The organism is Streptomyces diastatochromogenes (assembly GCF_002242805.1).
GTDB classification, from domain to species: domain Bacteria; phylum Actinomycetota; class Actinomycetes; order Streptomycetales; family Streptomycetaceae; genus Streptomyces; species Streptomyces diastatochromogenes.
Genome location: NZ_MCGQ01000045.1, coordinates 14,595 through 38,227 on the forward strand (window position 1 = coordinate 14,595; position 23,633 = coordinate 38,227).

The 23,633-nt window shown below is 71.7% G+C and carries 22 protein-coding genes; 12 read left to right on the forward strand and 10 right to left on the reverse strand.

Annotation, left to right across the window (positions count from 1 at the left end; genetic code table 11):
• Positions 1 to 141 precede the first annotated feature (141 nt).
• Together BEK98_RS39090 and BEK98_RS39095 are read left to right on the forward strand one after the other, a co-directional pair.
• On the forward strand, positions 142 to 1,032 hold the full coding sequence (locus BEK98_RS39090; RefSeq protein WP_094221527.1) for an NmrA/HSCARG family protein: 891 nt from the start codon (positions 142 to 144) through the stop codon (positions 1,030 to 1,032).
• Positions 1,029 to 1,454 (forward strand): hypothetical protein, encoded by a 426-nt coding sequence (locus tag BEK98_RS39095; RefSeq protein WP_094221528.1) that lies wholly within the window; start codon positions 1,029 to 1,031, stop codon positions 1,452 to 1,454. The genes BEK98_RS39090 and BEK98_RS39095 overlap by 4 nt, the downstream gene beginning before the upstream one ends.
• A gap of 8 nt (positions 1,455 to 1,462) precedes the next feature.
• Here the strand turns inward: BEK98_RS39095 and BEK98_RS39100 are convergent, their stop codons facing one another.
• Entirely contained in the window at positions 1,463 to 2,254 is a 792-nt protein-coding gene (locus tag BEK98_RS39100; RefSeq protein ID WP_094221529.1) for a ribonuclease BN, read from the reverse strand.
• Between the two features lie 84 nt (positions 2,255 to 2,338).
• Positions 2,339 to 2,797: an Lrp/AsnC family transcriptional regulator gene (locus BEK98_RS39105; RefSeq protein ID WP_094221530.1), complete on the reverse strand. Its 459-nt coding sequence runs from the start codon at positions 2,795 to 2,797 to the stop codon at positions 2,339 to 2,341.
• Positions 2,798 to 2,859: 62 nt separating this feature from the next.
• Here BEK98_RS39105 and BEK98_RS39110 point away from each other — a divergent pair, with 62 nt between their 5' ends.
• Both BEK98_RS39110 and BEK98_RS39115 read left to right on the forward strand, forming a co-directional pair.
• A complete protein-coding gene (locus tag BEK98_RS39110) occupies positions 2,860 to 3,609 on the forward strand; it encodes an AzlC family ABC transporter permease (protein ID WP_094221531.1) in 750 nt (249 codons plus the stop codon).
• Positions 3,602 to 3,931: a branched-chain amino acid transporter permease gene (locus tag BEK98_RS39115; RefSeq protein WP_094221532.1), complete on the forward strand. Its 330-nt coding sequence runs from the start codon at positions 3,602 to 3,604 to the stop codon at positions 3,929 to 3,931. The genes BEK98_RS39110 and BEK98_RS39115 overlap by 8 nt, the downstream gene beginning before the upstream one ends.
• A 106-nt stretch (positions 3,932 to 4,037) precedes the next feature.
• Here BEK98_RS39115 and BEK98_RS39120 read toward each other — a convergent pair whose 3' ends face one another.
• A complete protein-coding gene (locus tag BEK98_RS39120) occupies positions 4,038 to 4,544 on the reverse strand; it encodes a peptidylprolyl isomerase (protein WP_094221533.1) in 507 nt (168 codons plus the stop codon).
• A 125-nt stretch (positions 4,545 to 4,669) separates the two neighbouring features.
• On the opposite strand from BEK98_RS39120, the gene BEK98_RS39125 reads away from it, so the two are divergent.
• Positions 4,670 to 5,536: a class I SAM-dependent methyltransferase gene (locus BEK98_RS39125; RefSeq protein WP_094221534.1), complete on the forward strand. Its 867-nt coding sequence runs from the start codon at positions 4,670 to 4,672 to the stop codon at positions 5,534 to 5,536.
• A 31-nt stretch (positions 5,537 to 5,567) separates the two neighbouring features.
• Here the strand turns inward: BEK98_RS39125 and BEK98_RS39130 are convergent, their stop codons facing one another.
• The 3 genes from BEK98_RS39130 to BEK98_RS39140 form a co-directional block, all read right to left on the reverse strand.
• Complete coding sequence (locus tag BEK98_RS39130; RefSeq protein WP_094221535.1) at positions 5,568 to 6,482, reverse strand: serine hydrolase; 915 nt, start codon at positions 6,480 to 6,482, stop codon at positions 5,568 to 5,570.
• Between the two features lie 36 nt (positions 6,483 to 6,518).
• A complete protein-coding gene (locus tag BEK98_RS39135; protein ID WP_244202175.1) occupies positions 6,519 to 7,319 on the reverse strand; it encodes an SAM-dependent methyltransferase in 801 nt (266 codons plus the stop codon).
• A gap of 63 nt (positions 7,320 to 7,382) precedes the next feature.
• Positions 7,383 to 9,518, reverse strand: coding sequence for a SpoIIE family protein phosphatase (locus tag BEK98_RS39140; protein ID WP_094221536.1), 2,136 nt, complete (start codon positions 9,516 to 9,518; stop codon positions 7,383 to 7,385).
• 219 nt (positions 9,519 to 9,737) lie between these two features.
• On the opposite strand from BEK98_RS39140, the gene BEK98_RS39145 reads away from it, so the two are divergent.
• The 3 genes from BEK98_RS39145 to BEK98_RS39155 all read left to right on the forward strand — a co-directional run bounded on the left by BEK98_RS39145 (position 9,738) and on the right by BEK98_RS39155 (position 12,627).
• Positions 9,738 to 10,721: a hypothetical protein gene (locus tag BEK98_RS39145; RefSeq protein WP_143684220.1), complete on the forward strand. Its 984-nt coding sequence runs from the start codon at positions 9,738 to 9,740 to the stop codon at positions 10,719 to 10,721.
• Positions 10,722 to 10,936: 215 nt separating this feature from the next.
• Positions 10,937 to 12,070 (forward strand): MFS transporter, encoded by a 1,134-nt coding sequence (locus BEK98_RS39150; RefSeq protein WP_094221538.1) that lies wholly within the window; start codon positions 10,937 to 10,939, stop codon positions 12,068 to 12,070.
• Between the two features lie 86 nt (positions 12,071 to 12,156).
• Positions 12,157 to 12,627 carry a DUF6174 domain-containing protein gene (locus tag BEK98_RS39155; RefSeq protein WP_094221539.1) on the forward strand — a complete coding sequence of 157 codons (471 nt, stop codon included), beginning with the start codon at positions 12,157 to 12,159 and terminating at the stop codon, positions 12,625 to 12,627.
• 25 nt (positions 12,628 to 12,652) lie between these two features.
• On the opposite strand, the gene BEK98_RS39160 is transcribed toward BEK98_RS39155, so the two are convergent.
• Entirely contained in the window at positions 12,653 to 12,898 is a 246-nt protein-coding gene (locus tag BEK98_RS39160) for a Smr/MutS family protein (protein ID WP_094221540.1), read from the reverse strand.
• 73 nt (positions 12,899 to 12,971) lie between these two features.
• Between BEK98_RS39160 and BEK98_RS39165 the strand changes: the two genes are divergently transcribed.
• From BEK98_RS39165 to BEK98_RS39175, 3 genes are all read left to right on the forward strand, one after another.
• On the forward strand, positions 12,972 to 13,796 hold the full coding sequence (locus BEK98_RS39165) for a PaaX family transcriptional regulator (RefSeq protein ID WP_244202176.1): 825 nt from the start codon (positions 12,972 to 12,974) through the stop codon (positions 13,794 to 13,796).
• Between the two features lie 165 nt (positions 13,797 to 13,961).
• Complete coding sequence (locus BEK98_RS39170) at positions 13,962 to 15,326, forward strand: alpha/beta hydrolase (protein ID WP_094221542.1); 1,365 nt, start codon at positions 13,962 to 13,964, stop codon at positions 15,324 to 15,326.
• Between the two features lie 164 nt (positions 15,327 to 15,490).
• A complete protein-coding gene (locus tag BEK98_RS39175) occupies positions 15,491 to 17,074 on the forward strand; it encodes an MFS transporter (protein ID WP_094221543.1) in 1,584 nt (527 codons plus the stop codon).
• Here the strand turns inward: BEK98_RS39175 and BEK98_RS39180 are convergent.
• Complete coding sequence (locus tag BEK98_RS39180) at positions 17,069 to 18,595, reverse strand: flavin-containing monooxygenase (protein ID WP_244202177.1); 1,527 nt, start codon at positions 18,593 to 18,595, stop codon at positions 17,069 to 17,071. The two genes, BEK98_RS39175 and BEK98_RS39180, sit on opposite strands and share 6 nt — an antisense overlap.
• A 148-nt stretch (positions 18,596 to 18,743) precedes the next feature.
• On the opposite strand from BEK98_RS39180, the gene BEK98_RS39185 reads away from it, so the two are divergent.
• Entirely contained in the window at positions 18,744 to 19,715 is a 972-nt protein-coding gene (locus tag BEK98_RS39185) for an aromatic ring-hydroxylating oxygenase subunit alpha (RefSeq protein ID WP_094221544.1), read from the forward strand.
• A gap of 23 nt (positions 19,716 to 19,738) precedes the next feature.
• On the opposite strand, the gene BEK98_RS39190 is transcribed toward BEK98_RS39185, so the two are convergent.
• Together BEK98_RS39190 and BEK98_RS39195 are read right to left on the reverse strand one after the other, a co-directional pair.
• Positions 19,739 to 21,637, reverse strand: coding sequence for a glycoside hydrolase family 5 protein (locus tag BEK98_RS39190; protein WP_094221545.1), 1,899 nt, complete (start codon positions 21,635 to 21,637; stop codon positions 19,739 to 19,741).
• 85 nt (positions 21,638 to 21,722) lie between these two features.
• Complete coding sequence (locus tag BEK98_RS39195) at positions 21,723 to 23,603, reverse strand: hypothetical protein (RefSeq protein WP_094221546.1); 1,881 nt, start codon at positions 23,601 to 23,603, stop codon at positions 21,723 to 21,725.
• Positions 23,604 to 23,633: the final 30 nt, after the last annotated feature.

Below are 23,633 nucleotides of genomic sequence, written 5' to 3' on the forward strand. Positions count from 1 at the left end.
GCCTGAGGGTGATCCACCTCACACCCAAATACCTGCGCGACGCAGCGAAGATGTGGGCTACTCTCCTTCGTGACGCAATCAATGCGTCACGCAGAGAAGTCCGGAAGGTATCTGCCTCCCTTCACCCCTCGAGGAGCCCGCATGCTCACCATCGCCGTCACGGGTGCGACCGGTGCCCAGGGCGGGGCCACCGCCCGCGCCCTGCTGGTCGCCGGACACCGCGTCCGCGCCCTCACCCGCACCCCCGCCGCACCGGCCGCCGAAGCCCTGCGCCGGCTCGGCGCGGACGTCCGGTACGCCGACTTCGACGACCGCACCTCCCTGGACGCCGCCCTCGCCGGCGCCGACTCCCTCTTCGCGGTGACGACCCCGTTCGGCACGGACACCGCCACCGAGGTCCGCCAGGGCAGGACCCTGCTGGACGCGGCGGCGGCCGCCCGGGTCGGCCACATCGTGTTCACGTCGGCGGCGCACGCCGACCGCGGCACGGGCATCCCGCACTACGACAGCAAGGCCGAGATCGAGCGCCACCTGCGGACGACGGGCGTCCCCTGGACGGTCATCGCCCCCGCGGCGTTCATGGACAACTTCGCCTCCGGCTGGACCCTGGAAGGCCTGCGCGAGAGCACCTTCGCCTGGCCCATGCCGGCCGACCGCGCCCTGACGCTCATCCCCGCCGACGACATCGGCGCGTTCGCGGCCCTGGTCCTGCGGCGCCGGTCCGACTTCACCGGCCGCCGTATCGACATCGCGTCGGACGAACTCACCGCCGCCCGGATCGCCGCAGCCCTGTCCGCCGCCACCGGCCGTCCTGTCACGCACCGCGAGGTGCCGCTGTCCTACGTCCGCACCCATTCGCACGACCTCGCGGCGATGTTCTCCTACTTCACCTCCACCGGCCTCGACGTCGACGTCACCGGCCTGCGCCGTGCCCACCCCGAGGTCGGCTGGCACACCTTCGCCGACTGGGCCGCCACCCAGGACTGGCCTGCCCTGCTCACCCCGACTCCGAAGGAACCCGCCCTGTCATGAAGCCCATCGGCTACTGGCTCAACCGCACCGACCAGGCCCTCACCCGGCACCTGGACGCCCTGCTCGAGGAGTACGGCCTCACCCGCCTGACCTGGCAGGTCCTCAACGTCGTCCGCTCCGCACCAGGAACCGCCGACACCGCGGTGGCCACCGCCCTGGCCGCCAATGCCGACCCCGCCGCCCTGGCCGCCGCCGTCCACACGGTCCTCACCGACGGCTGGACGACCCGCCCCGCACCGGGCCTCCTCGCCCTCACTTCGGAAGGCGACGCCCGCCTGGCCGTCGTCACCGAACGGGTGGCCGTCTTCCGGGAGGAGGCCATCGCGGGTATCTCGCTGAAGGAGTACGGCACCGCTGTGCGAGTCCTGGAACGCATGACGCGCAACCTCGAAGGGACGCCGGTCGCGGCCTCGGCCGACTGACCCGCCGTTCACTCCTCGTGGGTCGGCATCCAGTGGTGCTCGACGAACCAGCGGCCGAACAGCGCACCCCCGTACACGACGAACCCGACGCCGATCAGCCACGACTCCACCACCAGCACGGTTCCGACCGCACCGTAGTTCAGTGCGTTGGTGACGATGAGCGGGGTGAAGACGAGGAACGAGAAGGCCCTGAGGCCGACCAGGCCGAGGACCGTGGCGATCGCGCCCGGCAGCAGGGTGCGCCAGTGGACCTGGCCCCCCAGCAGGAAGCGCTGGCCCCACCAGAAGAACAGCACCCCGCTGATCACGGACAGCGAGATCCGCTGCATCCCGTGCAGCGCCGTCCGTGTCAGTGCCTCCTGGTAGAGGTAGGCGGTCAGCACCACCAGCCAGGTCGCCTGCCGCCAGACCCGGTGCCAGGGCCCGGCCGCGAGGCCCCAGATCCGTTCGTACCCGTTCTGCACGCTGCCCGCGAAGGAGATGCCGAACACCGCGAGCAGGATCAGGCTCAGCACACTGGTGGTGCCGATGACCTTGCGCGGCGGACTGATGATGTTGGTGAGCGCCTGGGCGGACTGTCCCGACAACCCCATGCCGTCGGTGAGCCAGGAGGCGAAGCCTCCCCGCACCAGCGGATCGGCCGCGGCGACCACGATCAGCAGCGGAGCCAGCGTCACGAGGGCGAGCGTGGCGAAGCCCATGGCCCGGTGCATCAGCTCCAGTTCGCGGCCGTTGCGGAGCAGGGCGCGCAGACGGAGCCACTCCCACGCGCGGTGGAGGCCGCGCCGCCACTGCCTCACGGGTTCCTCCCGTGCGATGAGTCTCTGGTGACATGATCGGACGAAAGTCGCGGAATCGCCCGGCCGGACATGCCGAAGGTGGCGTCAAGGACCAGACTTGATCGTCTTCATCGTCAGGTGGGAGTCGATGCGCAGGACGCAGGACAGTGCGCTGAGCTTCTCGGTGAGGAAGGACTCGTAGGCGGCGTGATCGGCGACGGCGACCCGGACGAAGTAGTCGGGGCGGCCGTACATGCGCCGGAACTCGATCACCTCGTCGTACGACGCCACGGTGTCCTCGAACTCCAGGAAGGTCGTACGGTCGTTGGCGCTGACCTCGACGTCGATGAGGACCTCGAGGCCGCGGCCCAGGGCCTGGGGGTCCACGACGGCCCGGTACCCGGCGATCACACCCGCTTCCTCCAGCCGCTTGACCCGGCGCAGGCACGGTGGTGGGGTCAGTCCCACCCGCTGGGCCAGCTCGACGTTGGTCAGCCGGCCGTCCTGGCGCAGGTGGAACAGAATGTCTCGATCGATGGCGTCGAGTTTCACTTCATTGCGCATACGGCCAGCCTACGGAAACAATCGGCAATCATATGACGTGACATTTTTCCTAAAATGTCTTCATGCGAACATCCCCCGCCGTGGTCGACGGCCTGGCCTCGCCTGCGCCGGCCCCACCACCCCGAACCCGCTCCGAGGCGCGGGCCGCCTTCGAGGACTCCGCCTCCGTGGGCCTCGGCTTCGTCCCGCTCGGCATCGCCTTCGGGGTGCTCGTCACCCACTCCGGAGTCGGCTGGTGGTGGGCGGGCCTGTCCAGCGCGCTGATCTACGGCGGGTCGTTCGAGTTCCTGCTGATCGGCATGGTCACCGCGGCCGCGCCGCTGGTCTCCGTCGCCGTGTCCGCGTTCCTGGTGAACCTGCGCCACGTCTTCTACGCCCTGTCCTTCCCGCTGGACCGGGTGGAGGGGAGGCTCGGGAAGACGTACAGCACCTTCGCGCTGTGCGACGAGGCGTACGCCCTGACCGCCGGGCAGCAGGCCCGGTCCTGGTCGAGCCGGCGCATCCTCTGGCTGCAGCTCTTCATGCACCTGTACTGGGCCGGGGGCGCCACCGCGGGAGCCCTGCTCGGCTCCCTCGTGCCGGACAGCGTCACCGGGCTGGACTTCGCGCTGACCGCCCTGTTCACCGTGCTGGCGCTCGACGCCGTACGTGACCGGCGGGGCGATCTGCCCACCCCGCTGCTCGCCCTGGTCAGCGCCCTCGCCGCCCGGCTGCTGTTCCCCGGTCAGCTGCTGCCGGTCGCCTTCGCCCTGTTCACCGCCGGGCTCCTGGCCCGACACCTCCCCACCCGCAGGAAGCAGAGTCATGCCTGACACGACCTACCTCGTCGCCGCGGTCCTGATATCCGCCGCGGTGACCTGGACCCTGCGTGCCCTCCCCTTCGCCGCCCTCGCCCCGCTGCGGGCGAGCGGCACGGTCCAGTACCTGAGCACGCGCATGCCCGCCGGGATCATGGTGATCCTGGTCGTCTACTGCCTGCGCGACCTGCCGCTGACCCACGCCCGCGTGGCGGCGCCCCTGGCGGCCCTGACCGTCACCGTCGGCCTGCATCTGTGGCGCCGCAACGCCCTGTTGAGCATCCTCGGCGGCACCGCGGTCCATGTGGCGCTGGCCAGCACGGTCTTCGCGCACTGACGGCCCGCCGACAGGCCGACGCCCGGTGAGACGGCCGGTCAGGAGAGAACCGACCGGCGTCATCACCGGGGCGTTCGCGTCACCCGCTGGTGGGGGAGCGTGTCGGTCAGACCGTGCCGCTCGCGGTGATCGTGACCTTCGCGCTGGGCGCGCCGCTCCGGCTGCCGACGCCCTCGATCTGGTCGACGAGCTTCTGACCCTCGATGACCTCACCGAAGACGACGTGCTTGCCGTCGAGCCAGTCGGTGACGATCGTGGTGATGAAGAACTGCGAGCCGTTGGTGTTCCGGCCGGCGTTCGCCATGCTCAGCAGGTACGGGCGGTCGTGCTTGAGGGTGAAGTTCTCGTCCTCGAACTTCTCGCCGTAGATGCTCTTGCCGCCGGTGCCGTCGCCCCGGGTGAAGTCGCCGCCCTGCAGCATGAACTGCGGGATGACCCGGTGGAACGAGGAACCGGCGTAGCCGAAGCCGTGCTTGCCGGTGGCCAGCTCGCGGAAGTTCTTGGCGGTCTTGGGAACCACGTCGTCGAAGAGCTTGAAGACGATCCGGCCGGCCGGCTCGCCGTTGATGCTGATGTCGAAGTACACGTTTTCACTGGTGGCGTTGTCACTCATGGCGATCAATTTATCGTCGACGAGTGTCGCGACGTGCAGAAGGGTCTCCTTGCGCGTCTGGTGTCGCTCCCCACCCCGCCGATAAAGGGCCCGCCTCGTGGCCTTCTCGCGTGGAGAATCCTCCCGTGACGGGAGACTGGGTGTGGGACGAAACACTGTTCGCGGGGGCGGCCCCCTACTACGACCGGGGCAGGCTGCCGTACGCCCCCACCCTCGTGCCGGTGCTGGCCGACGTGCTCGGGCTCGACGGGACCGGGCGGCTCCTCGACGTGGGATGCGGCCCCGGCACCGTGGCGGTGCCCCTGACGCCCCTGTTCGGCGAAGTCGTGGGCGTGGACCCCGACCCGGGCATGATCGGCGAAGCCGCCCGCCGGGCCGCCGCCGCGGGAGGGGCCGCGAAGTCCCGGTGGGTACGGATCCGGGCCGAGGATCTCCCGGCGGACCTCGGCACGTTCACCGTGGCGGTCTTCGCCCAGTCCTTCCACTGGATGGACCGCGACCTGGTGGCGGGCACCGTGCGCGGCATGCTCCGGCCCGGCGGGGCGCTGGTGCACCTCTCTGACCTGAAGGGCGAGCCGCTCGGCGTCGAGGGTCTGCCGTACCCCGGTGTGCCGTACGGGGCCATCGGTGAACTCGTCAAGGAGTACCTGGGGCCGGTCCGCCGCGCCGGGCGCGGAGTGCTGCCCGACGGGACACCCGGCGGCGAGGCGGCGATCATCGCCCGCGCCGGATTCCTGGGACCCGAGCGGCATGTCGTCCCCGGCGGGCAGGTGCTGGAACGCGGCGAGGACGACGTCGTCGCCTCGACCTTCTCGATGTCGTACTCGGCGCCCGGCCTGTTCGGCCCACAGCGCGACGCCTTCGAGACCGACCTGCGCCGCCTGCTGCGCTCGTGCTCCCCGACGGGCCGGTTCTGTGAACGGGGGCCGAGCACCGAGGTGTTCGTCTGGCGAGAGCCGTCCGTGTCTGCCGCGGCCGGAGCACGCGGCTGATCCGTCCGGGCCGGTCCTGCCCCAGCCGCCGTCAGCGGCCGAGCCGGCGCAGGTGCTCGACGCACAGTCGGGCGACCGTGCCGATCACGGAATCGGCCTGTGGTGTCTGGGGGCCGGGCCCGGTGGGCCTGGTGAACACCGCCACCGCGAAGCGGGAACCGTCAGGGAAGTGCACGACTCCGGCGTCGTTGCTCACACACCCGGGAACCGTGCCCGACTTGGCAGCCACCCGCACCTCGTCACCGAACCCGGTGGCGATCTTCCGGGTCAGCCGCTGCTGTCCGATGACGGACCGCACCGCCGCGCAGGCGGCAGCGGGCCCGGCCTCGTCCCGCCAGATCATCCTCAGCAAGGCGGCCATCTGCCCGGCCGTCGCGCTCGTGATGTGCCCGGGCCGCAGGGACGGAGTGGACAGCGCGCGCTCCCAGATGCGGTCGGCATCCCGGGGTGAGCCCGCCTCACGCATCGCACGGGTCATCTCCGCCCACCCGGCGAAGCCCGTATCGCGGCCGATCGCGTCGAACTCCTCCTGGATCGTGCCCGCCAACCGGATCCGGTCCAGGCCCAACGCGGCCAGCCGGGCGTGGATCCGCGGTACCGACACCCGACGGATCAACACGTCGGTCGCGGTGTTGTCGCTGATCGTCACCATCATCCGGGCGAGATCGCGCAGCGAGACCTCGGCCTCGTCCTCGAAGATGCAGAAGCCCTGACCGCCCGGCGTGGCCTGCGACGGCGCGAGCCGGACGCGCTCGGCCAGGTCCAGCTCCCCCTCGGCGCCCTGGCAGAACAACTCCAGCGCCACCGCGATCTTGAACGTCGAAGCGGCGACCACCAACTCATCGCCGTCCAGCACCACTTGGCCGGAACCGTCGATGTCCAGGACAGCCACACTGCCCTGGCACCCGGCCTCGGCGAACACCTGCGCAAGCTTGTCCTCGATCATCCGCCCACCGTCCCTGCTCGCCGAACTCCCTTGAGGTCACGCGGTCTTGCGGGCCACCCCTCCGTAGAAGCCGATCTCGCCGGACCGCGGCGGTGGCGGGGCGTCCGGGCGCCAGAACGGGACCTGGACCAGGCCGGGCTCGACCAGTTCGAAGCCGTCGAAGAACCGTTCGATCTCGTCGCGGGAGCGCAGGTTCAGTGTGGCGGTGGCCTTGCTGTAGACGGCCTGGGCGGCGCTGCGGTCGGCGAAGTCGCCGGTGGCGTGCGACAGCACCAGGAAACTGCCGGCCGGAAGCGCCTCGCGCAGCGCGGCGACGACCTGCTCGGGCTTCTCCGCGTCGGTGAGGAAGTGGAGGACGGCGACCAGGAGGAGCGCGACCGGCCGGTCGAAGTCGATGGCCCGGCGGACCTCGGGGTGGTTCACGACGGCCTGGGGGTCGCGCACGTCGGCGAGTACGACACTGGTCGCGCCGGAACTGCTGAGCAGCGCGTTGGCGTGCGCGGCCACGATCGGATCGTTGTCGACGTAGGCCACGCGGACGTCCGGCGCCGGCCCGTGGGCGATCTCGTGCACGTTCGGCGAGGTGGGCAGCCCGGTGCCGACGTCGAGGATCTGGCGTACCCCGCTGCCGACGACGTACCGGACGGCACGCTGCAGGAAGGCGCGGTTGGCCCGCAGGCCGATGCGCACCTCGGGCGCGGCGGCGGCGAGTTCGTCGCCGGCCCGCCGGTCCACCTCGTAGTTGTCCTTGCCGCCCAGCAGGTAGTCGTAGATCCGTGCAGGGTGCGGCCTGCTGGTGTCGATCTCCCCGATGCCGAAGCCGCCGTCCTGTCCCACACCGCGCTCCTCTCGACGACCGCCACGGCCCCGCCCGTGCACGGTTCACGACAGCTTCGCACATCAACAACCAGGCAGACGCTGGTGGTTGTGCACCGCGCGGAGCAGCAGCACGGTGACGTCGTCCGTGCACTGACCGGTCGGCCAGGCGTGGTGGACGAGGCTGTCGGCGAGGTGGTCGAGGTCGGGGTCGTCCGTGTCCGCGAGATGCTTGAGCAGGTCGGAGGTGGTGTCCGCGGCGTCGCGTCCGGGCTTCTCCACCAGCCCGTCGGTGTAGAGGGCCAGGACGGCTCCGTCGAGCAGCGGTGCGGCGGTGACGGGGTAGTGGACATCCGCGCCGATGCCCAGGAGCGGGCCGGGCTCGATGTCCAGAATGCGCGCGCGGTGCCGAGCATCGAGCAGGAGAGGGGGGACGTGACCGGCGCTGGCCAGGGTCAGTCGTCCGTGGGCCAGGTCCAGGTGCGCGTAGAGGCAGGCGACGAGCAGGTCGGACTCCAGGTCCGCCAGCAGCCGATTGGTGCGGGACAGGACCTCGTCCGGCGCCGCCCCGGCGCTCGCGTGCGCGTGAATGGCGGTGCGGACCTGTCCCATGAGGGTGGCGGCGGCGATGCTGTGTCCCTCCACGTCGCCGATGACCGCCGCGACCGTGCTGTCGTCCAGGCGGAGCAGGTCGTAGAAGTCCCCGCTGACATCGAGCCCGTGCCCGGCCGGCAGATAGCGGGCGGCGACTTCGAGGCCGGGCAGGGTGGGCAGGGTGCGGGGCAGGAGGACCTGCTGGAGTTCGTGGACGAGGCGGTGCTGGGAGTCGTAGAGGCGGGCGCGGTCGAGTGCCTGGGCGATGAGGGCGGCCAGCGACGTGAGGACGGCGCGCTCGTCCGCCGTGAAGGTGTGCGGACGGTCGTAGGACAGGATGCAGCAGCCCACCGGGCGGCCCGTGATGATCAGGGGCAGGAAGGCCCAGGCCTGTTTACCGCTGATCCGGGGCGCCCGGGGGTGGTTGCGTGCCATGTCGTCCGGGCCGGCGAAGAAGGCGGGCACGCCGCTGGCCAGGACCTGACCGGCAGGGGTGAGGTCGGTGTCCAGGGGAAGGGCGTCGAGGCGCTCGATGGTGTCTTCCGGGTAGCCGTGATGGCCGGTGATCTTCAGCCGGCCCGCGTCCACCGCGGAGAGAACCATCCCCTGGGCTCCGAAGGCGGGGAGGATCTGGTCGACGATCAGGGCGGCGACGTCCCGTACGGTGACCGTCTCCGTGAGGGCCGCGGCCAGGTGGACCAACTGGTAGAGACGTCCGGTCGGCGCCGCCGCGGGCCGCTGCGCGGGGGGCGCCGGCGGGTCCGCCGACTGCTCGGTGCACGGGGTGACACGGACGCTGATACCGCTGCTGTCCGGGTGGAGCCAGAAGGTCAGCCACTGGTCGGGCGGCCGGAGCGCGTCGAAGGAGAGCGGCGTACGGCTGACGACGGCTGTGCGGTACTGGTCCTCGTACGCGGGATCGTCCAGCCAGTGCAGCGCCTGCCAGGGCCGTGCGCCCAGCAGCTGCTCCGCGGGGCGCCCGAGGAGCCGGGCGGCGACGCCGCTGACGAAGGTGACGCGGCCCTCCAGGTCCAGGGCGACGGCACCTTCGGGCAGGCGTTCGAGGTAGTCGACCGCGGCCATTCCGGTCTGCGTGGGGTGGCGTACGGTTTCGAGCGGCCAGATGCGCGGCTGCTCGGGGAAGCCGGGTGGCCCGGGTGCGTCGTCCAGCAGACGGGCCAGCCGGTGTGCGCTGGTGATGAGGTGGCCGCGTTCGCGCGGGGAGGCCTCCTGCGGGTGGTCGCCGGACCACATGAGCACGATGCCTCCCCAGCACCGTCGCACGCCGGTCAGCGGGACGGCCGCGAGCGCGAAACGGTAGGGCAGTACGGCCGCGGTGATCGGATAGCGGCGGGACATCTCGTCCTGGCTGCCGATCCACACCAGCCGGTCGTCACGGATCGCGTCGGCGACCGGGACGGGGGCGGTCATGGGCAGGCGCCGCCAGGTCTGGGCGAACTCGACGGGCAGCCCGCACAGCGCCACCAGGCGCAGCATCGGCTCCGGCTCCTCGATCAGGTACAGGCCGCCGATCACGGCGCCGGTACGGCGCACGACATCGGTCAGACCCGTCCCGAGCGCGTCGTCCAGTGACCCGCCACCCTGGGGTAGATCACCGGGCCGCATCGTGCCCTCCGCTCGCCTCCGGGCGGCGCCACCGATCCGGGCGTCGACTGTCCGAGCATCGGCCGCGCGAAGCACAGGTTGCCTTATCGGGACCATATGTCCGATCTGGATCACTGCCAAGGCGGGACGACCCGACCAAGATCAGACTGCCTGATATCGTCCAGCGTTCGAAGGCGGGACCCAGACCGTTCCCGCCGTCCGCATTCCAGGGGGGTTGCGTTGTCCACGTCCTTTTCCGGTCCGTCTCGTCGTCATCTGCTGACCGGGGGCGCCGGTTTGGCGCTCGCCGCGTCCGCCGGTTCGCTGGTCTCGCCCGCGCGCGCCGCCGCCGCCGAACCGGCGACCGCCGCGCTCTACCAGCTCAAGCCGCCGCACCTGCTGGAGGCCGAGACGCTGGTGGAGTACCTGCGGCTGCGCGCGAACCAGTGGGACCACAACCGGTACAACGTCGAGCAGACCAATGGTGAGAACCTCGGCAGAACCACGGTGACCTGGGGCCGTCCCGGGCACCCGGAGGAGTTCGAGAACCTCTCCCAGTGCGCCTCGTTCATGACGTCGCTGCTGCAGCGCTCCTACGGCGCCGACACCGCGTACGGCTGGGCCACCCCGGCCTACTTCAACCAGTACTTCCCGCCGAAGGACGGCCTGCCCCGCACCTCCTCGTTCCCCAACGCCGAGGATCTGCAGGCCGGATTCCTGAACGCCTCCAACGTGCCGCACATCGACCCGGTGACCAAGCCGGTGAACCTGCGCCCCGGCGACATCGTGGCCTGGGACTACGACCCCGACGTCAAGAGCACCCCGTACACCGGGCACACCGTGCTGATCCGCGCGTACCTCGGCACGTACGCCTCCTCCGTCGACAGCAAGCTGGGCATCACCGGGGTCGTCCCGCACCTCTTCCAGATCGTCGACTGCACCAACAGCCCGCACGGCGGCCCCGACCGCACCAGCCAGTCCAGCATCGACCGCTACCGTGCGTACCCGGACAGCCGCGCCGAGATCGCCGACGACAACAGCACCTACACCGAGCACAGCGGTGTGGGCTACGGGCACATGATCTTCTACGCGGACCCCGACACGTCCCTCTTCGTCGGGTACCGCTGGAGCGTCAACTCCGGCTCGCCCCAGGCCGCGGTCGCACAGCCGGTCAAGGACAAGAAGCAGATCGCGGCGGGCCGCGTCAACGCTTTCCTGGTGTAGCCGGGGCGCTGCCGGGCCGGGGCCGCCCAGACCGTGAAATCGGCGCCCGGGCGTGCCGCGGCCGGCACCCGACGGCGCAGCACGGCGTTGCGAGGCGCATCGTGCCCGACAGCCGGTGCCTATGGTGGGCTGTGATCAGCAGCGACGCAGAGCCTCGCCGACGGGGTGGAGGGCGCCCGGGGTACAAGTCCGCAGCGGGCGTCTTCGCCGTCGGCATGATGGGCACCACCCTGCCCACACCGCTGTACGGGTTGTACCGGGAGCAGATCGGGTTCTCCGAACTGATCGTGACGGTGGTGTTCGCCGTCTACGCGGTGGGCGTCATCGCCGCCCTGCTGATCGCCGGCGGCTTCTCCGACGTGCTAGGACGACGGCCGGTGCTGCTGGCCGCGCTCGGCCTGGCCGCCCTCAGCGCGGTGTGCTTCCTGTCCGAGGGCGGACTGCCGCTGCTGTACACGGGCCGGGTGCTGTCGGGCTTCTCGGCCGGTCTGCTGAGCGGCACGGGCACCGCGGCCGTACTCGAACTGGCCCCGCCCGACCGACGCGGCCGTGCCGGACTGGCGGCGACCGCGGCCAACATGGGCGGTCTGGGACTCGGCCCGCTCCTTTCCGGTTTCCTCGCCGAGTACGCCCCTTGGCCGCTCAAGCTGCCGTTCGTCGCCCATCTGGCGCTCCTGGCCATCGCCACGGTGGTCGTCTGTCTGCTGCCCGAGACCGTGCGCCGCAGCGTTCCGCGCCCGTCGCTGCGACCTCAGGGCATGACGGTTCCGCCGGAGGTGCGCGGGGTGTTCGCACCGTGCGCCCTCGCCGCCTTCGCGGGCTTCTCCATGCTCGGCCTGTTCACGGCCGTCGCCCCGGCCTTTCTCACGGAGACCCTGGGGGTGCACAACCTGGCGGTCACCGGTGCCGTCGCCTTCTGCGTGTTCTGCGCCTCGACCGCCGGTCAGCTGCTTATGGGACCGGTCGGCGCGCGCCGCTCCCTGCCCTGGGGCTGCGCGGTGCTCGTCGCCGGCCTCCTGCTCATCGCGGCCTCGCTGCTCCTGGAGTCCTTCCCGGTGCTGCTGGCCGGGGCGGTGACCGGTGGCGTGGGGCAGGGGATGGCGTTCCGCGCCGGACTGACCGAGGTGAGCACCGCGGCGCCCCCGGCGCACCAAGGTGCCACCATCTCGGCCTTCTTCGTCGTCGCGTACGTGGGGATCTCGCTGCCGGTCGTCGGAGTGGGGGCCATGACGGTGGCGCTGGGGCTGCGCGGGGCCGGTCTGGTGTTCACGGGGTGCGCGGTCCTGCTGGTGACGGCAGTGGGCATCCATGTGCGACGGAACCTGTCCCCGGCCACCGTCCGGCGATGAACCGAGGCTCATCACCCGTGGGGTGAACGTCCCGCGGTCCTCCGGCGTCGAAGGAGAAACAGTCCGCGCAGGTGAAAGGCCCGCACATGAGATCCGTCCGTCTGGTCCCCCGGTCCGCGCTGCCGCACCTCGTACTGATCGCGGGGCTCGTCTGGTCAACCGCCGCGTGCCAGGAGGAGGCCGAGTCCGGCGCAGCGGCGCAGGCGGAGAGCACCGCCTGGAAGGAGCCGTCGGCGTACACGTACACCCTGAAGTCGACCGGGGGAGAGCGGCTCCTGATCGGCACCTTCCGGGTGACCGTGCGGGAGGGGAGGGCGGTGCGTGTGGTGGGGCTGGACGAGGAGAGCCGCGATGTGGTGCGGCGGTCGCCGGGGGCGGTGCCCACCATCGGTGGACTGCTGAAGGAGCTGAAACAGGCGCGTCGCGACGGTGCGGACACGGCGGAGGCGGAGTACTCGACCACCGGGTATCCACGCAGCATCACCCTGGACTGGTCGGCGAACGCCGTCGACGACGAAGCCCGGTACGTGATCAGCGACTACGTGGCCGCGCACTAGCAGGGCGGCCCGGCCTTGAGGCGTCTCACTTGAAGTAGACGAGGATGCGCCCGGTGTTGCCGGAGTCGACCTCCCGGCGCACGTACAGCTTCCTGATGTGCTTCTGATCGAGGAACGCGAGGACGCGCGCCCGGAGCTGCCCTGATCCCTTGCCCGGAATGATCTCCGCGACCGGTTCGCCCGCGTTGTTGGCCTTGAAGACGAACTGCCGCAGCGCCAGTTCGATGTCGCGGTTGTTGCGGAAGAGGGGATGGAGATCGAGGGACATCATGGGGGGTCTCCTCCTGGTGTGTGCGTGCCGATGCGGCAGTCTCGCACCGCGGAGGCCGTCGTACCGTAGCCCCGTGTCCACAGCATCCCTCCGCCCGCAGTCCCTGGTGCTCACCTTCCTCGGTGACCATGTCCTGGACCAGGACGTCTGTGTCTACTCCGGCAGTCTGATCGACGTCTTCGGGCGGGTCGGGGTAGGGGAGCAGGCCACCCGGTCCACGCTCACCCGGATGGTGAACCGTGGTCTGCTGCGCAGGCAGCGGGAGGGCCGGCGCACCTACTTCGGGCTCACCGACCGCTCCGAGGCGATCCTGCGGGACGGGCAGCGGCGGATCTGGAAGACGGGCGCGGTCAACAGCGAGTGGGACGGCACCTGGACCCTGCTCGGCTTCTCGCTCCCGGACTCCTGGCAGCGCCAGCGCCACGACCTGCGCTCACAGCTGACCTGGAGCGGCTTCGGGGCCCTGTTCAGCGGGTTGTGGATCGCGCCCGGTGAGGTCGACGTGTCCGGCATCGTCGCCGAACTCGGCCTGGCCGCGCACGTGAAGGTGTTCCGGGCGCGCGCGGAGACCGGCATGGACATCGCCGAGATGATCCACGACACCTGGGACCTGGACGAACTGGCCGCCCGCTACCGGGCGTTCGAGGCCGACTGGCGGCCGCTCACGGACGACGCCGGAAACCGCCCGGCGGAGGAGGCCCTCGCCCTGGGGCTGCGGATGACCTGCGAGTGGCTGCAGGTGATCCGCCGAGACCCCCGGCTGCCCGTCCGCCACCTGCCCGACACGTGGCCGGCGACCAGTGCCGAGAAGACCTTCCGCACGGTCCACGCCCTGCTGGACGCCGCGGCGCGCGACGCCGCTCGCCGGATCATCGACACGATCCCGGCCGCTTCCTGACCCTCGGCGACACCGGGCGGGCCCCTCGCACCAGCCAATGTTGTGCATTCCATTGACGCCCGCAAGAAAACAGCCCTACATTCCCTGGCGTTCCCCCTACGTTCAGTGCACTGAGCATCGGCCATCACTTGCTCCCGCCCCCCTCACTCATCAGGAGCCACCGCCATGCGTAACCGACTCCGCCTCTCCCTCGTCGCCCTGGCCACGGCCGCGGTCACGGCCCTCACCACCGGCCCCGCCCCGGCCGCTGCGACGGACACCGGCCACCTCACCGGCACCCTCGCCGACGGAGCGACCTGGACCGCCGACGTCCCGGCCGACTGGAACGGCACGCTGCTGCTGTTCAGCCACGGCTTCGGCCCGCTCGTCGCCCGGGACGCGCCCACCGACGCCGTACGCACCGAACTGCTGCGGGAGGGGTACGCGCTGGCCGGCTCCTCCTACGACCCGAACGGCTCGATGTGGGCCCTGAACAGCGCGGAACGGGACCAGTTCGCCACCCTCGACGCCGTCACCGCGCGCATCGGCGCACCGCGCCGCACCCTCGCCGTCGGCACCTCCATGGGCGGGCTCGTCAACGCCAGGATCGCCCGCGACGGCACCGGCCGCATCGACGGCGCGCTCGGCCTGTGCGGGCTCGTGGCCGGCGGCACCGACCTCGACAACTACCAGCTCGACGCCGAATACACCCTCGCCCGGCTGCTGCTGCCCGAGCGGCAGGTCACACTCGTCCGGTTCACCTCGGCCGACGAGGCCGCCGGCACGGCGCGGCAGCTCACCGCGGCCGTCACCGCGGCCCAGTCGACCCCGCGGGGCCGCGCCCGCATCGCGCTGGCCGCGGCCTTCCTCAACCTGCCCACCTGGGCCCCGGGCCGCACCGCCCCCGCGCCGACCGACTGGGCCGGACAGCAGGAGCAGCAGTACGCCTGGTTCGCGAACGGCATCCTCTCCTTCGTCGAGGGCGGCCGGTACGCCGTGGAGCAGTCCGTCGGCGGCAACAACTCCTGGAACCGGGGCGTCGACTACACCCGCCTGCTGGCCGGATCGGCGCACGCCCCGCAGGTCCGCGCGCTGTACCGGGCGGCCGGGCTCGACCTGGACGCCGACCTCGACGCCCTCACCACGGGCGCCTCGGTCACCGCCGACCCGGCCGCCGTGTACACCGCGGCACGCACCTCCACGGCCTACCCCGGGCCCGCCGTACCGCTGCTGGACGTGCACACCACCGCCGACAACCTCGTCCCCGTCGAGCAGGAGCGCCGGTTCGCCGACCGTGTCCAGGCCGCCGGCCGCGGGGCGCTGCTCCGCCAGGCCTACGTCGAGCGCCAGGGCCACTGCACCTTCACCACCGCCGAGACGGTCGCCGCCCTCCACGCCCTCGAACACCGCGTCACCACCGGCAGCTGGGCCGCCGCCACCCCGGCCGCCCTGCAGCGATCGGCCACGGCGAGCGGCCTGGACGGAGCGGCCTATGTGCCGTACCGCCCCGCGCGCCTGACGGTGGGCCGCGACCGTCCCGACCACGACTGAAGGCCTATGTGCCCTACTACCCCGCCCGCCTGACGGTCGGCCGCGACCGCCCGGACCACGTCTGACGGCCTACGTGGCCCCTCGCCCCGACCACGCCTGACGGCCTCCAAGCCCCCTCGCCCCGACCCGCCCGCCCCTTCACCTCGCTCACGATGGGACCTCCGATGCCTCGAACCCCAGACCCGGCGCCGTCCCGCGCCTCCCTCCCCGTCGGCACCCTCGTCGCCGGCTGTCTCGCCGTCTGCCTGGCGCAGATCGGCCTCGCCATGCCGGCCACCCTCAACGGCCTGTTCCAGGAACACCTGCACCCCGTCGGCTCCCAACTCACCTGGATATCGGACGCGTTCCTGCTGCCCGTGGCGGTCCTGGAGCTGAGCTTCGGTGTCCTCGGCGACCTCTTCGGCCGCCGGCGGCTGCTCATCGGCGGAGCGCTGCTGCTGTGCGCGGGCGAGGTCGTCGCCGCCACCGCGTCCGGCATCCACCAGCTGTGGGCGGGACAGGCGCTGGCCGGACTGGGCGCGGCCGCGCTGTTCCCGACCTCGCTCGCGATGATCGCGGCCGGGACTCCGTCCGGCGCCCAGCGGGCCCGGGCCATCGCCGTCTGGGCGTCCAGCCTGTCCGCCGGCGGCTTCCTCGCCCCGCTGCTCGGTGGCGTCACCGGCACCTACGGCTCCTGGCGGTCGGCGTTCATCGTGGTCGCCGTACTCGCCGCCGCGAGCGCGCTCGTCAGTCTGCTGGCAGCCGCCGACTCCCGTGCACCGGAAGGGCGTTCACTCGACGTCGCCGGTCAGGTCACCATCGGGATCGGCCTGTTCGCGCTCCTCTACGCCGTCATCCAGGGACCGACGGACGGCTGGGGCTCCACGCCGGTGGTCGTCGCCTTCGTGCTCGCCGCCGTCTTCCTCGCCCTGTTCGTCGCCGCCGAACTGCGCGCCCGCTCGCCCCTGTTGCGCCTGGACCTCTTCCGCAACCGGTCCTTCGCCATCGCCGCGGTCGTCGCCGTCGTCGGCATGTTCAGCTTCCTGGGCACGGCCTACGCGGCCAGCATCCGGCTCGGCCCGATCCAGCACCAGAGCCCGCTGCGGACGGCGTTCGCGTTCCTGCTGCTCAACGGGCTCACCCCGTTCCTCACCCCGCTGACCTCCAGACTGCTGCACCGCCTGCACGCGCGCGTGCCGCTCACCATCGGCCTGGCCCTGATCGCAGCGGGCGACTTCCTCGCCGCCACCCTGGACGTCGACGACCGGGCGCTGAGCTCCCTGATCCTGCCGCTCGGCCTGGTCGGCGTCGGATTCGCCCTCACGGTGTCGTCGATCACCGCGACCGCCGTCAACACGGTTCCGGTCCACCTGGCGGGCATGGCCAGTGGCGCCACCAACCTGCTGCGCGACTTCGGCTTCACCCTCGGCCCCGCCGTCATCGGCGCCGTGGCACTCGGCCAGGCGGCCACTCGGGTGTCGACGTCGCTGGCCACGGCGCCCGGCCTGAGCACGGAGTCACGGGGCGCGGCACACGAGGTGCTGAAGGAGGGCGGCCCGCTCGCGCTCAACTCCGTACCTGCCGAGTCCGCACCCGGAGCGGCCCGCGCCTACGCCCTCGACGCCCTCGGCCACGGCTACGCCATCGGATTCGTGGTGTGCGGCTGCGCCGCCCTGTTCTCCGCGCTGCTCGTCGTCACGGCGCTGCGGGGAGAGGGCGCGACCGAGGCCGCGCAGCAGCCGGAGGTGAAACACCCAGCGTTGTCATGATCGAACCGACGACGCGTGCGTGGCCCGGCCGGCCTGGGCCGGCAGCGGCAGCGTCCAGGTGTAGGCGTCCGGGGTGAAGGCGTGCAGACGCTTGACGAGCCGGGCGGTCGACCAGGGCCAGCAGAAGGTGTTGACGCCCGGGCGGCCGAAGTAGTAACCGGTTCCGCCTGCGGTGTTGTAGACGGTGGTGCGCAGCGCCTCGTGCAGGGCCTGCTGGTGGGCTTCCTCGGCCTCGGGCCTGACGTCCAGCGCGGCGCACCCGCTGGTGCGCAGGTGCGTGAGGGCAGTGGTCACGTAGCGGAGTTGGGCTTCGAGGACGGTGGGGACCGCGGTGGTGCCGGTCAGCAGGTTCGGGCCGATGAGCAGGAAGAGGTTGGGGTATCCGCTGACGCTGGTGCCCAGGTAGGCGCGGCGGCTGTCGGCCCAGGTCCGGGCCAGCGTGGTGCCGCCGACGCCGTGCAGGCGGTCGGCCAGGGGGATCTCGCCGATGTGATAGCCGGTGGCGAGGACGATGATGTCGGCGCGGGTGCGGGTCCCGTCGGCGCCGATGACGTCGGAGCCCTCCACGGCGGTCACGCGGGTGGGATGCAGCCGCACGTTGGGCCGGGTGAGGGCGGGGTAGTAGGTGCCGGAGGTGATCAGGCGCCGGCCGCCGAGGCGGTGGGTCGGGGTGAGGGCCCGGCGCAGGGCGCGGTCCGGGACGGAGGTGCGCAGGTGGAGGCGGGCCAGGGCCTCCAGCGGTCCCAGCAGGCGGGGGTGGCGGAGGGGTACGCCGATGGCCTCCTGGGTCCAGTGGTGCAGGCCGCGCAGTGCGCGGCGGGCTGCCGGGTGGTGTCCGAGGAAACGGCGGAGGCCCGGAGGGAGGGGATAGTCGGGCTTGGGGAGCACCCACTGCGGTGTGCTCTGGAAGACGTCGACGTGAGCCGCCTTCGGCTGGATCTCGGGCAGGAACTGCACGGTGGACGCTCCCGTACCCACCACGGCGACACGGCGCCCGGTCAGGTCGGCCTCGTGGTCCCAGCGGGCGGAGTGGAAGACGGTGCCGGGGAAGGTGTCGAGGCCGGGGATGTCGGGATGACGGGGCCGGTGCCAGGGGCCGGTGGCGACGATCACGGCCCGGGCCGTGTACGTGCCCGACGTGGTCCGCAGCTCCCAGCGGTGCGCGTCCGGGTCCCAGCGGCTGCTCAGCACCTCGGTGTCGTAACGGATCGCCCGGTCCACGCCGTGCGTCGCCGCCGTGCTCTCGAGGTAGTCGAGGATCTCGGACCGGCCGGCGAAGCACCGGCTCCAGGCGTGCGGCGCGAACGAGTACTCGTACAGCATCGACGGCACATCGCATCCGCATCCGGGATAGGTGTTGTCACGCCAAGTCCCGCCCAGGCGACCGGACTTCTCCAGCGCCACGATGTCCTCGAAGCCGGCCCGACGCAGTGCGACCAAGGCCGCCACGCCGGAGAGCCCTGCCCCGATGACGACGACCTCCACGTCCTGACGGTCACTGTCGCTACGTTCCCCGGTCACGGGCGCTCCCCCCAATTGATTACTCAGAGTGACCGATCGTAAGCGCTATCCGTGTTCGGGTAGGTAGACATGACCGTAGCTACCTCATACGAGTGACCCAGCCGGATATGTGATCTTCGATGTCGCTTCCCGTGTTTGGCTGCCCGTCATGACGATGAGGGACGAACTGCCCTACCCCAGCGGCTGGTTCTACTTGGCGCGTGCACGTGAACTCGCCCCAGGCAGTGTCCTGACCCGCCGTTTCATGGACGAGGACGTCGTGCTCTACCGCACCCGTGGCGGCCGACTCCGGGCGGTGCGCCCCTACTGTCCGCACCTCGGCGCCCATCTCGGGGCGGGCGGCACCGTGCGGGGCGAGAACCTGGTCTGCCCCTTCCACCGCTTCGCCTTCGCCCCCGACGGGACCTGCGTCGGCACGCCCGACGGCCCGCCACCGCGCACCCGCCTGGAGCACCACACCCTCAGTGAGCACAACGGCTTCGTCTTCGCCTGGTACGAGCCGGAGGGCGCCCCACCCGCCTGGGAAGTCCCCGACACCGCCCAGGCCGGAGTCGTTCCGACGGCCGCCTGGAGCACGGAGGTGCACACCCATCCCCAGGAGATCATCGAGAACACGCTCGACTACCGGCATCTCCCCGTCCTGCACCAGGTGACCGTACGGGAACTCGACCCTCCGACGGCCCAGGGCCCCCTCCTGGGCATGCGACTGCGCCTCGGCCCGGACCGGCCGCCCGCCCTCAGGCACCGGATCCGGGCCGACCACACGTTCCTGATGGCCGGGCTGGGATACCTCCGAGTCGAACTGCCCCTGCCCTCGCTCGGTCTCGTCAGCTATCTGTGGGCCATGCACACACCGACCGGGCCCCGGCGCACCCGCATGCTGGTCGCGACAGCCTGCGCGGACCTCCGCAGACCGGACGCCACCGGAGCGTCCCTCCCACGGCACGGCCTGCACCGGGCCTTCGCGCGGGCGATGCTGAGGACCGCGGTCGGCAAGGTCCGCCAGGACCTGAGGATCTGGAACACCAAACGTTACGAGCCGCGCCCCCGCCTGGCCGCGAACGACGAGGGCATCGGCCTCTTCCGCCACTGGGCCCGCCAGTTCTACCCGTCAGCCTGAGGAGCCCCTTCGCGCGGCTCTCCTCAGTGCAGTGTCCGGCACAGCAGCGCATCGGGCCCCGGACGGCTGCCGAAGCGGGTGGTGAAGGCGATCCCGGCCGCGTACTCGTTCTCGGCGCACTGGCCCTTGTAGTCGCCGTGGGCGAAGTCGCCGCCCGCCGCACCGGAGGGACGGTTGTCGGACCGGTCGAACCACACGGTGCGTCCGGTTCCCGACAGCGGGGTACGGCCCGGCGCGCACAAGGCCGCCGACAGACGCTCCCCGCGCAGGCTGTAGCCGATCAGGAAACCGCCCGGTGGGCACTGGAGTTTGGTGTACCCGGACGCCCAGTCGCCGCCTGCGGGAACGTACCGCTCGTCGACGACGACCGTCTGACCCGCGTCGGGACTCCGCAGGTCCGCCGCACCGGCGTCGGTGCACAGACCGCGACCCGTGGTGTGCCCCAGACCGATCAGCCGCAACCCGTCGGGGCAGGCGGCCTTGTAGGCCCCCGCATCCCAGTCTCCGGTGGCCCGCACGCGCAGCGACTCCACCGCGTCCCCGTGGTCGGTGCTGAGCATCCGCCACACCGGAACGGCCGCTACGGGACCGGTCGTGCTCGGTGCGGACATCAGGTGCTGCCAAGCCGCACCGCGCCAGTCGCCGGAGTCGAGGATGCCGGTGCGGTGCCCGGCGGTGTCGTAGCGCAGCAGTGCCCAGTCGTCGTGGCCGGCGAAGCCCACCAGCGGCCAGTACGCGAAGTCGGCGTCATGGTCGGCGAAGTAGTCGGTGACGTTGCCGAACCAGGCACGGGCCGCCGCGTTCGTCTCGCCGCTCCCGATGCCGAACTCACTGACCCAGACGGGTGCGGTGTAGTGCCGGCCGCTCTCCTCGACGAAGAACGCCTCGTCGTCGAGGGCCGCGGCCAACTGCTCACGGGTCAGATCCTGGTAGCGGGCGTCGTGGGTCTCGCCGACGCCGGTGGCGCCGCTGTGGTGGGGCCCGGTGTACCCGTAGAAGTGGGCGGAGTAGACCAGCTTGTGGGCGTCGACGAGGGTGTGCGAGAGGGTGCGGGCAGGGGTGAGCATCGGCCGGCCGTGCGGCAGCCCGTCCACGGGCACACCGGTCCAGTTGATGCCCTCGACGACGATGAGGAGACGGGGGTTCGCCTCGGTGAGGATCCGGTCGGCGGCGAGCTGGGCGGCCGCGTACCAGTCGTGGCTGTCGCCCAGGCCCCAGTTGGGGTCGTCCAGGACGTCGCGTCGCACCTCGTTGTACAGGTCGGCGCCGACCACGCGGGGCACGGCGGCGTAACGGCGGGCCATGAAGACCCAGTCGTCGGCCCACTGCTGCGTGGACTGCCCGCTGTTCCACCGCTCGTTGCCGTCGACCCCGCAGCACCAACGGGACGTGTTGGTGTGGTTGTTGAGGATGACGGCGAACCCGCTCTCGTTGAGCGCGCCGACGACGGCGTCGTAGATCTGCAGGGGCGTCCTGCCCCGTAGTTGAGGGTTGGCCCCGACGGCGTTGTCGGGCACCGGGGTCGTGCTGTGGATCATCTCGTTGGAGAACGGCAGCCGGACGGTGTTGATCCCCAGCTGGTGGAAGTCGGCGAGCAGCCCGTCCAGCGGGACGCGGTCGAGGCCGAGGGGTATGCCGTTGGAGTTCTGGCCGGCGTGATGGTTGGCGGGGTCGGTGATACTCCCGCTGCCCGTCCATGATCCCTGTGCGCCGTCCCAGTTGGCCGCTTTCAGCCGGAAGCGGTTGCCCTGCGCGTCGACGATGTAGCGGCCCTGGGTGGACAGGGGCGCAGACCAGGCGGCGGTGTACGGGGTGGGTGAGCGGGGCGGTGGGGCGGCGGACGCCGTGGTCGTCTGTGCGGCCACGAGCACGAGTCCCGCGACGGTTCCGGCCAGACGCAGGGCAGCTGGTGCGATCGACATGTGGACAGCCCTTGGTGGTTGGGGGCGATGTGCCTCCGAGGATGTACGGTGCCCGGCGGGGCTGGGAAGCCCACGTGATGCTCCGTCATGGGGCCCCCGCCCCACCCGTCCCCGTGGTGTCCACCAGAAAGTCGAACGCCAGCCCGCTGGAACCCTCGCCCCGGCCGATGCCCCGGCGGGCACTGAGCCAGACCGAGACGCGGCCGTCGCGCCGGCGGGCGCGGTTGTAGGCCAGGGAAAGACGGGTGCCGGTCTGCGGGACCTCCTCCTCGTTGACGTAGTACTGGTGCCCCTGATCGAGGCCCTGCCGCAGCAGCGACGTCCGCGGGGGAACGGGCAGGCCGGTGACCGCGCTGGGCATCGCGGCGCGCTGCAACCGGATCGCCCGGTCCTGACCGCGCACGTGCACCGGGATGAACGGGATCCAGTGCTCCGGTACGGAGTTCATCGCCCGGTAGGCGACGGCCGCCGCCGCCGGTGCCGGCGCGGTGGGCGGTGTCCGCAGCCGCAGGCGGTGGGCCAGCTCCTCGGCGGAGATCTCGGTGCCGCGCCGGGCCGTACCCGTGGCGGTGGGCACGGTCGCCTCGACACCCCACACCAGGTTGGCGCTCTCGTCCCGGGCCAGGACGACCTCCTCCAGCGGCGGGCCGTCGGCGACCACCACCGCGCCCGGCGGCAGCAGCAGACCGGTGTCGGCGGGGACGTCGTCGTCGCCGACGGTGTCGAGGGTGAACATCGACCAGCGCTGCCAGTCGGCGTCACTGCCCGTGCCCGCGGGGCTGATCCACAGCTTCTCCCCGAAGACGTCGGTCACGGCGAGCCCGCGGATCGAGGCGTACGTCCCGGCCGGCAGGACGCAGGGCAGCTGGTACCAGTCGTTGCTGTAGACGAGCGCGAACTCCAGGAAGACGAGCCGGGCCAGGTCGGTGCTGTCGGGGGTCACGGCGGCGAAGTTCGTACGGCCGTCCTCGACGGCCCACCAGCGCGGGAGCGGCATCCCCGAGAACCGGACGGGAGCCGGGAAGACCGTACGGTGGAACTCCACGGCGTCCGTTGCCGTACCGCCGAGCGGGTGGGCCGGGTCGAGGGAGAAGTGCTGCCAGTCGAGGGTGCCGCCGGGGTACTCCTGCACGGTCAGCACCTTCTCGGCGCCCGCGCCGCCGATCTCGGGGGTGCCGGCGGCGACCGAGAAACGGTGTTCGAGGCGGGTGGGGTCCCAGGTGGCGTTGGTCGTGCCGAGCGCCGGGTTCTCGACCGGCTGGTCGATGAGCCGGTCGAACCAGGCGACCAGCCGAGCGCCGAGGTCGCGCAGTTGCTGCCGGTGCAGTCCCAGCAGTCCGCCGATGCCCTCGGAGGCGTCCCCGCCGCCCTTGAGGTGCACATAGAACGCGTACCCGTCCATGCGGCGCCCGGCCACCGCCTGCATCTCGGACCACACCTCGGGGTGGGCGACGCGCGGGGTGTCGGCGGGGACGCCCGGGTCGGGCAGGGCGAACGGGTAGCGGTCGATGTACTTCTGCCGGATGCCGAGGGAGAGGACGTTCAGCAGCGGCCGCGCGCCCACGAGCTTGAGCCAGCGGCGGCCGATCGCCAGCCGCAGGTCGAGCGCGAGCGGATCGGCGCCGGCCGCGAAGGGCAGCGGGCGCCGCTCGGCGACCGTCTCCAGCGGGCGGTCGTCCTTCAGGGTCTCGACGCTCGTGTGCTCGGCCGCCGGCTTGAAGCGGCTGGGCCGGGTGGCCGCGACCGAGTAGGTGGCCGTGACGGGTGAGCCGCCGTCGGTGCCGTGGAACTCGCCGAGCTGCCACTGCCGGGTCAGCATCCACAGCGCGTCCCGCACCTCGACGCGCAGGGCACGGTCGAAGTCGGTGGTCCGGGGCCGGCCCTCCAGCCGGTTCCACAGGCCGACCGTGGGCGCGGCGCGCTCGTTCAGGGCCCCTCGCAGATCCTCGATACGCGGCTCAGGCACGGTCCGGCCCCCCGGCCGCCGAGCCCGCCA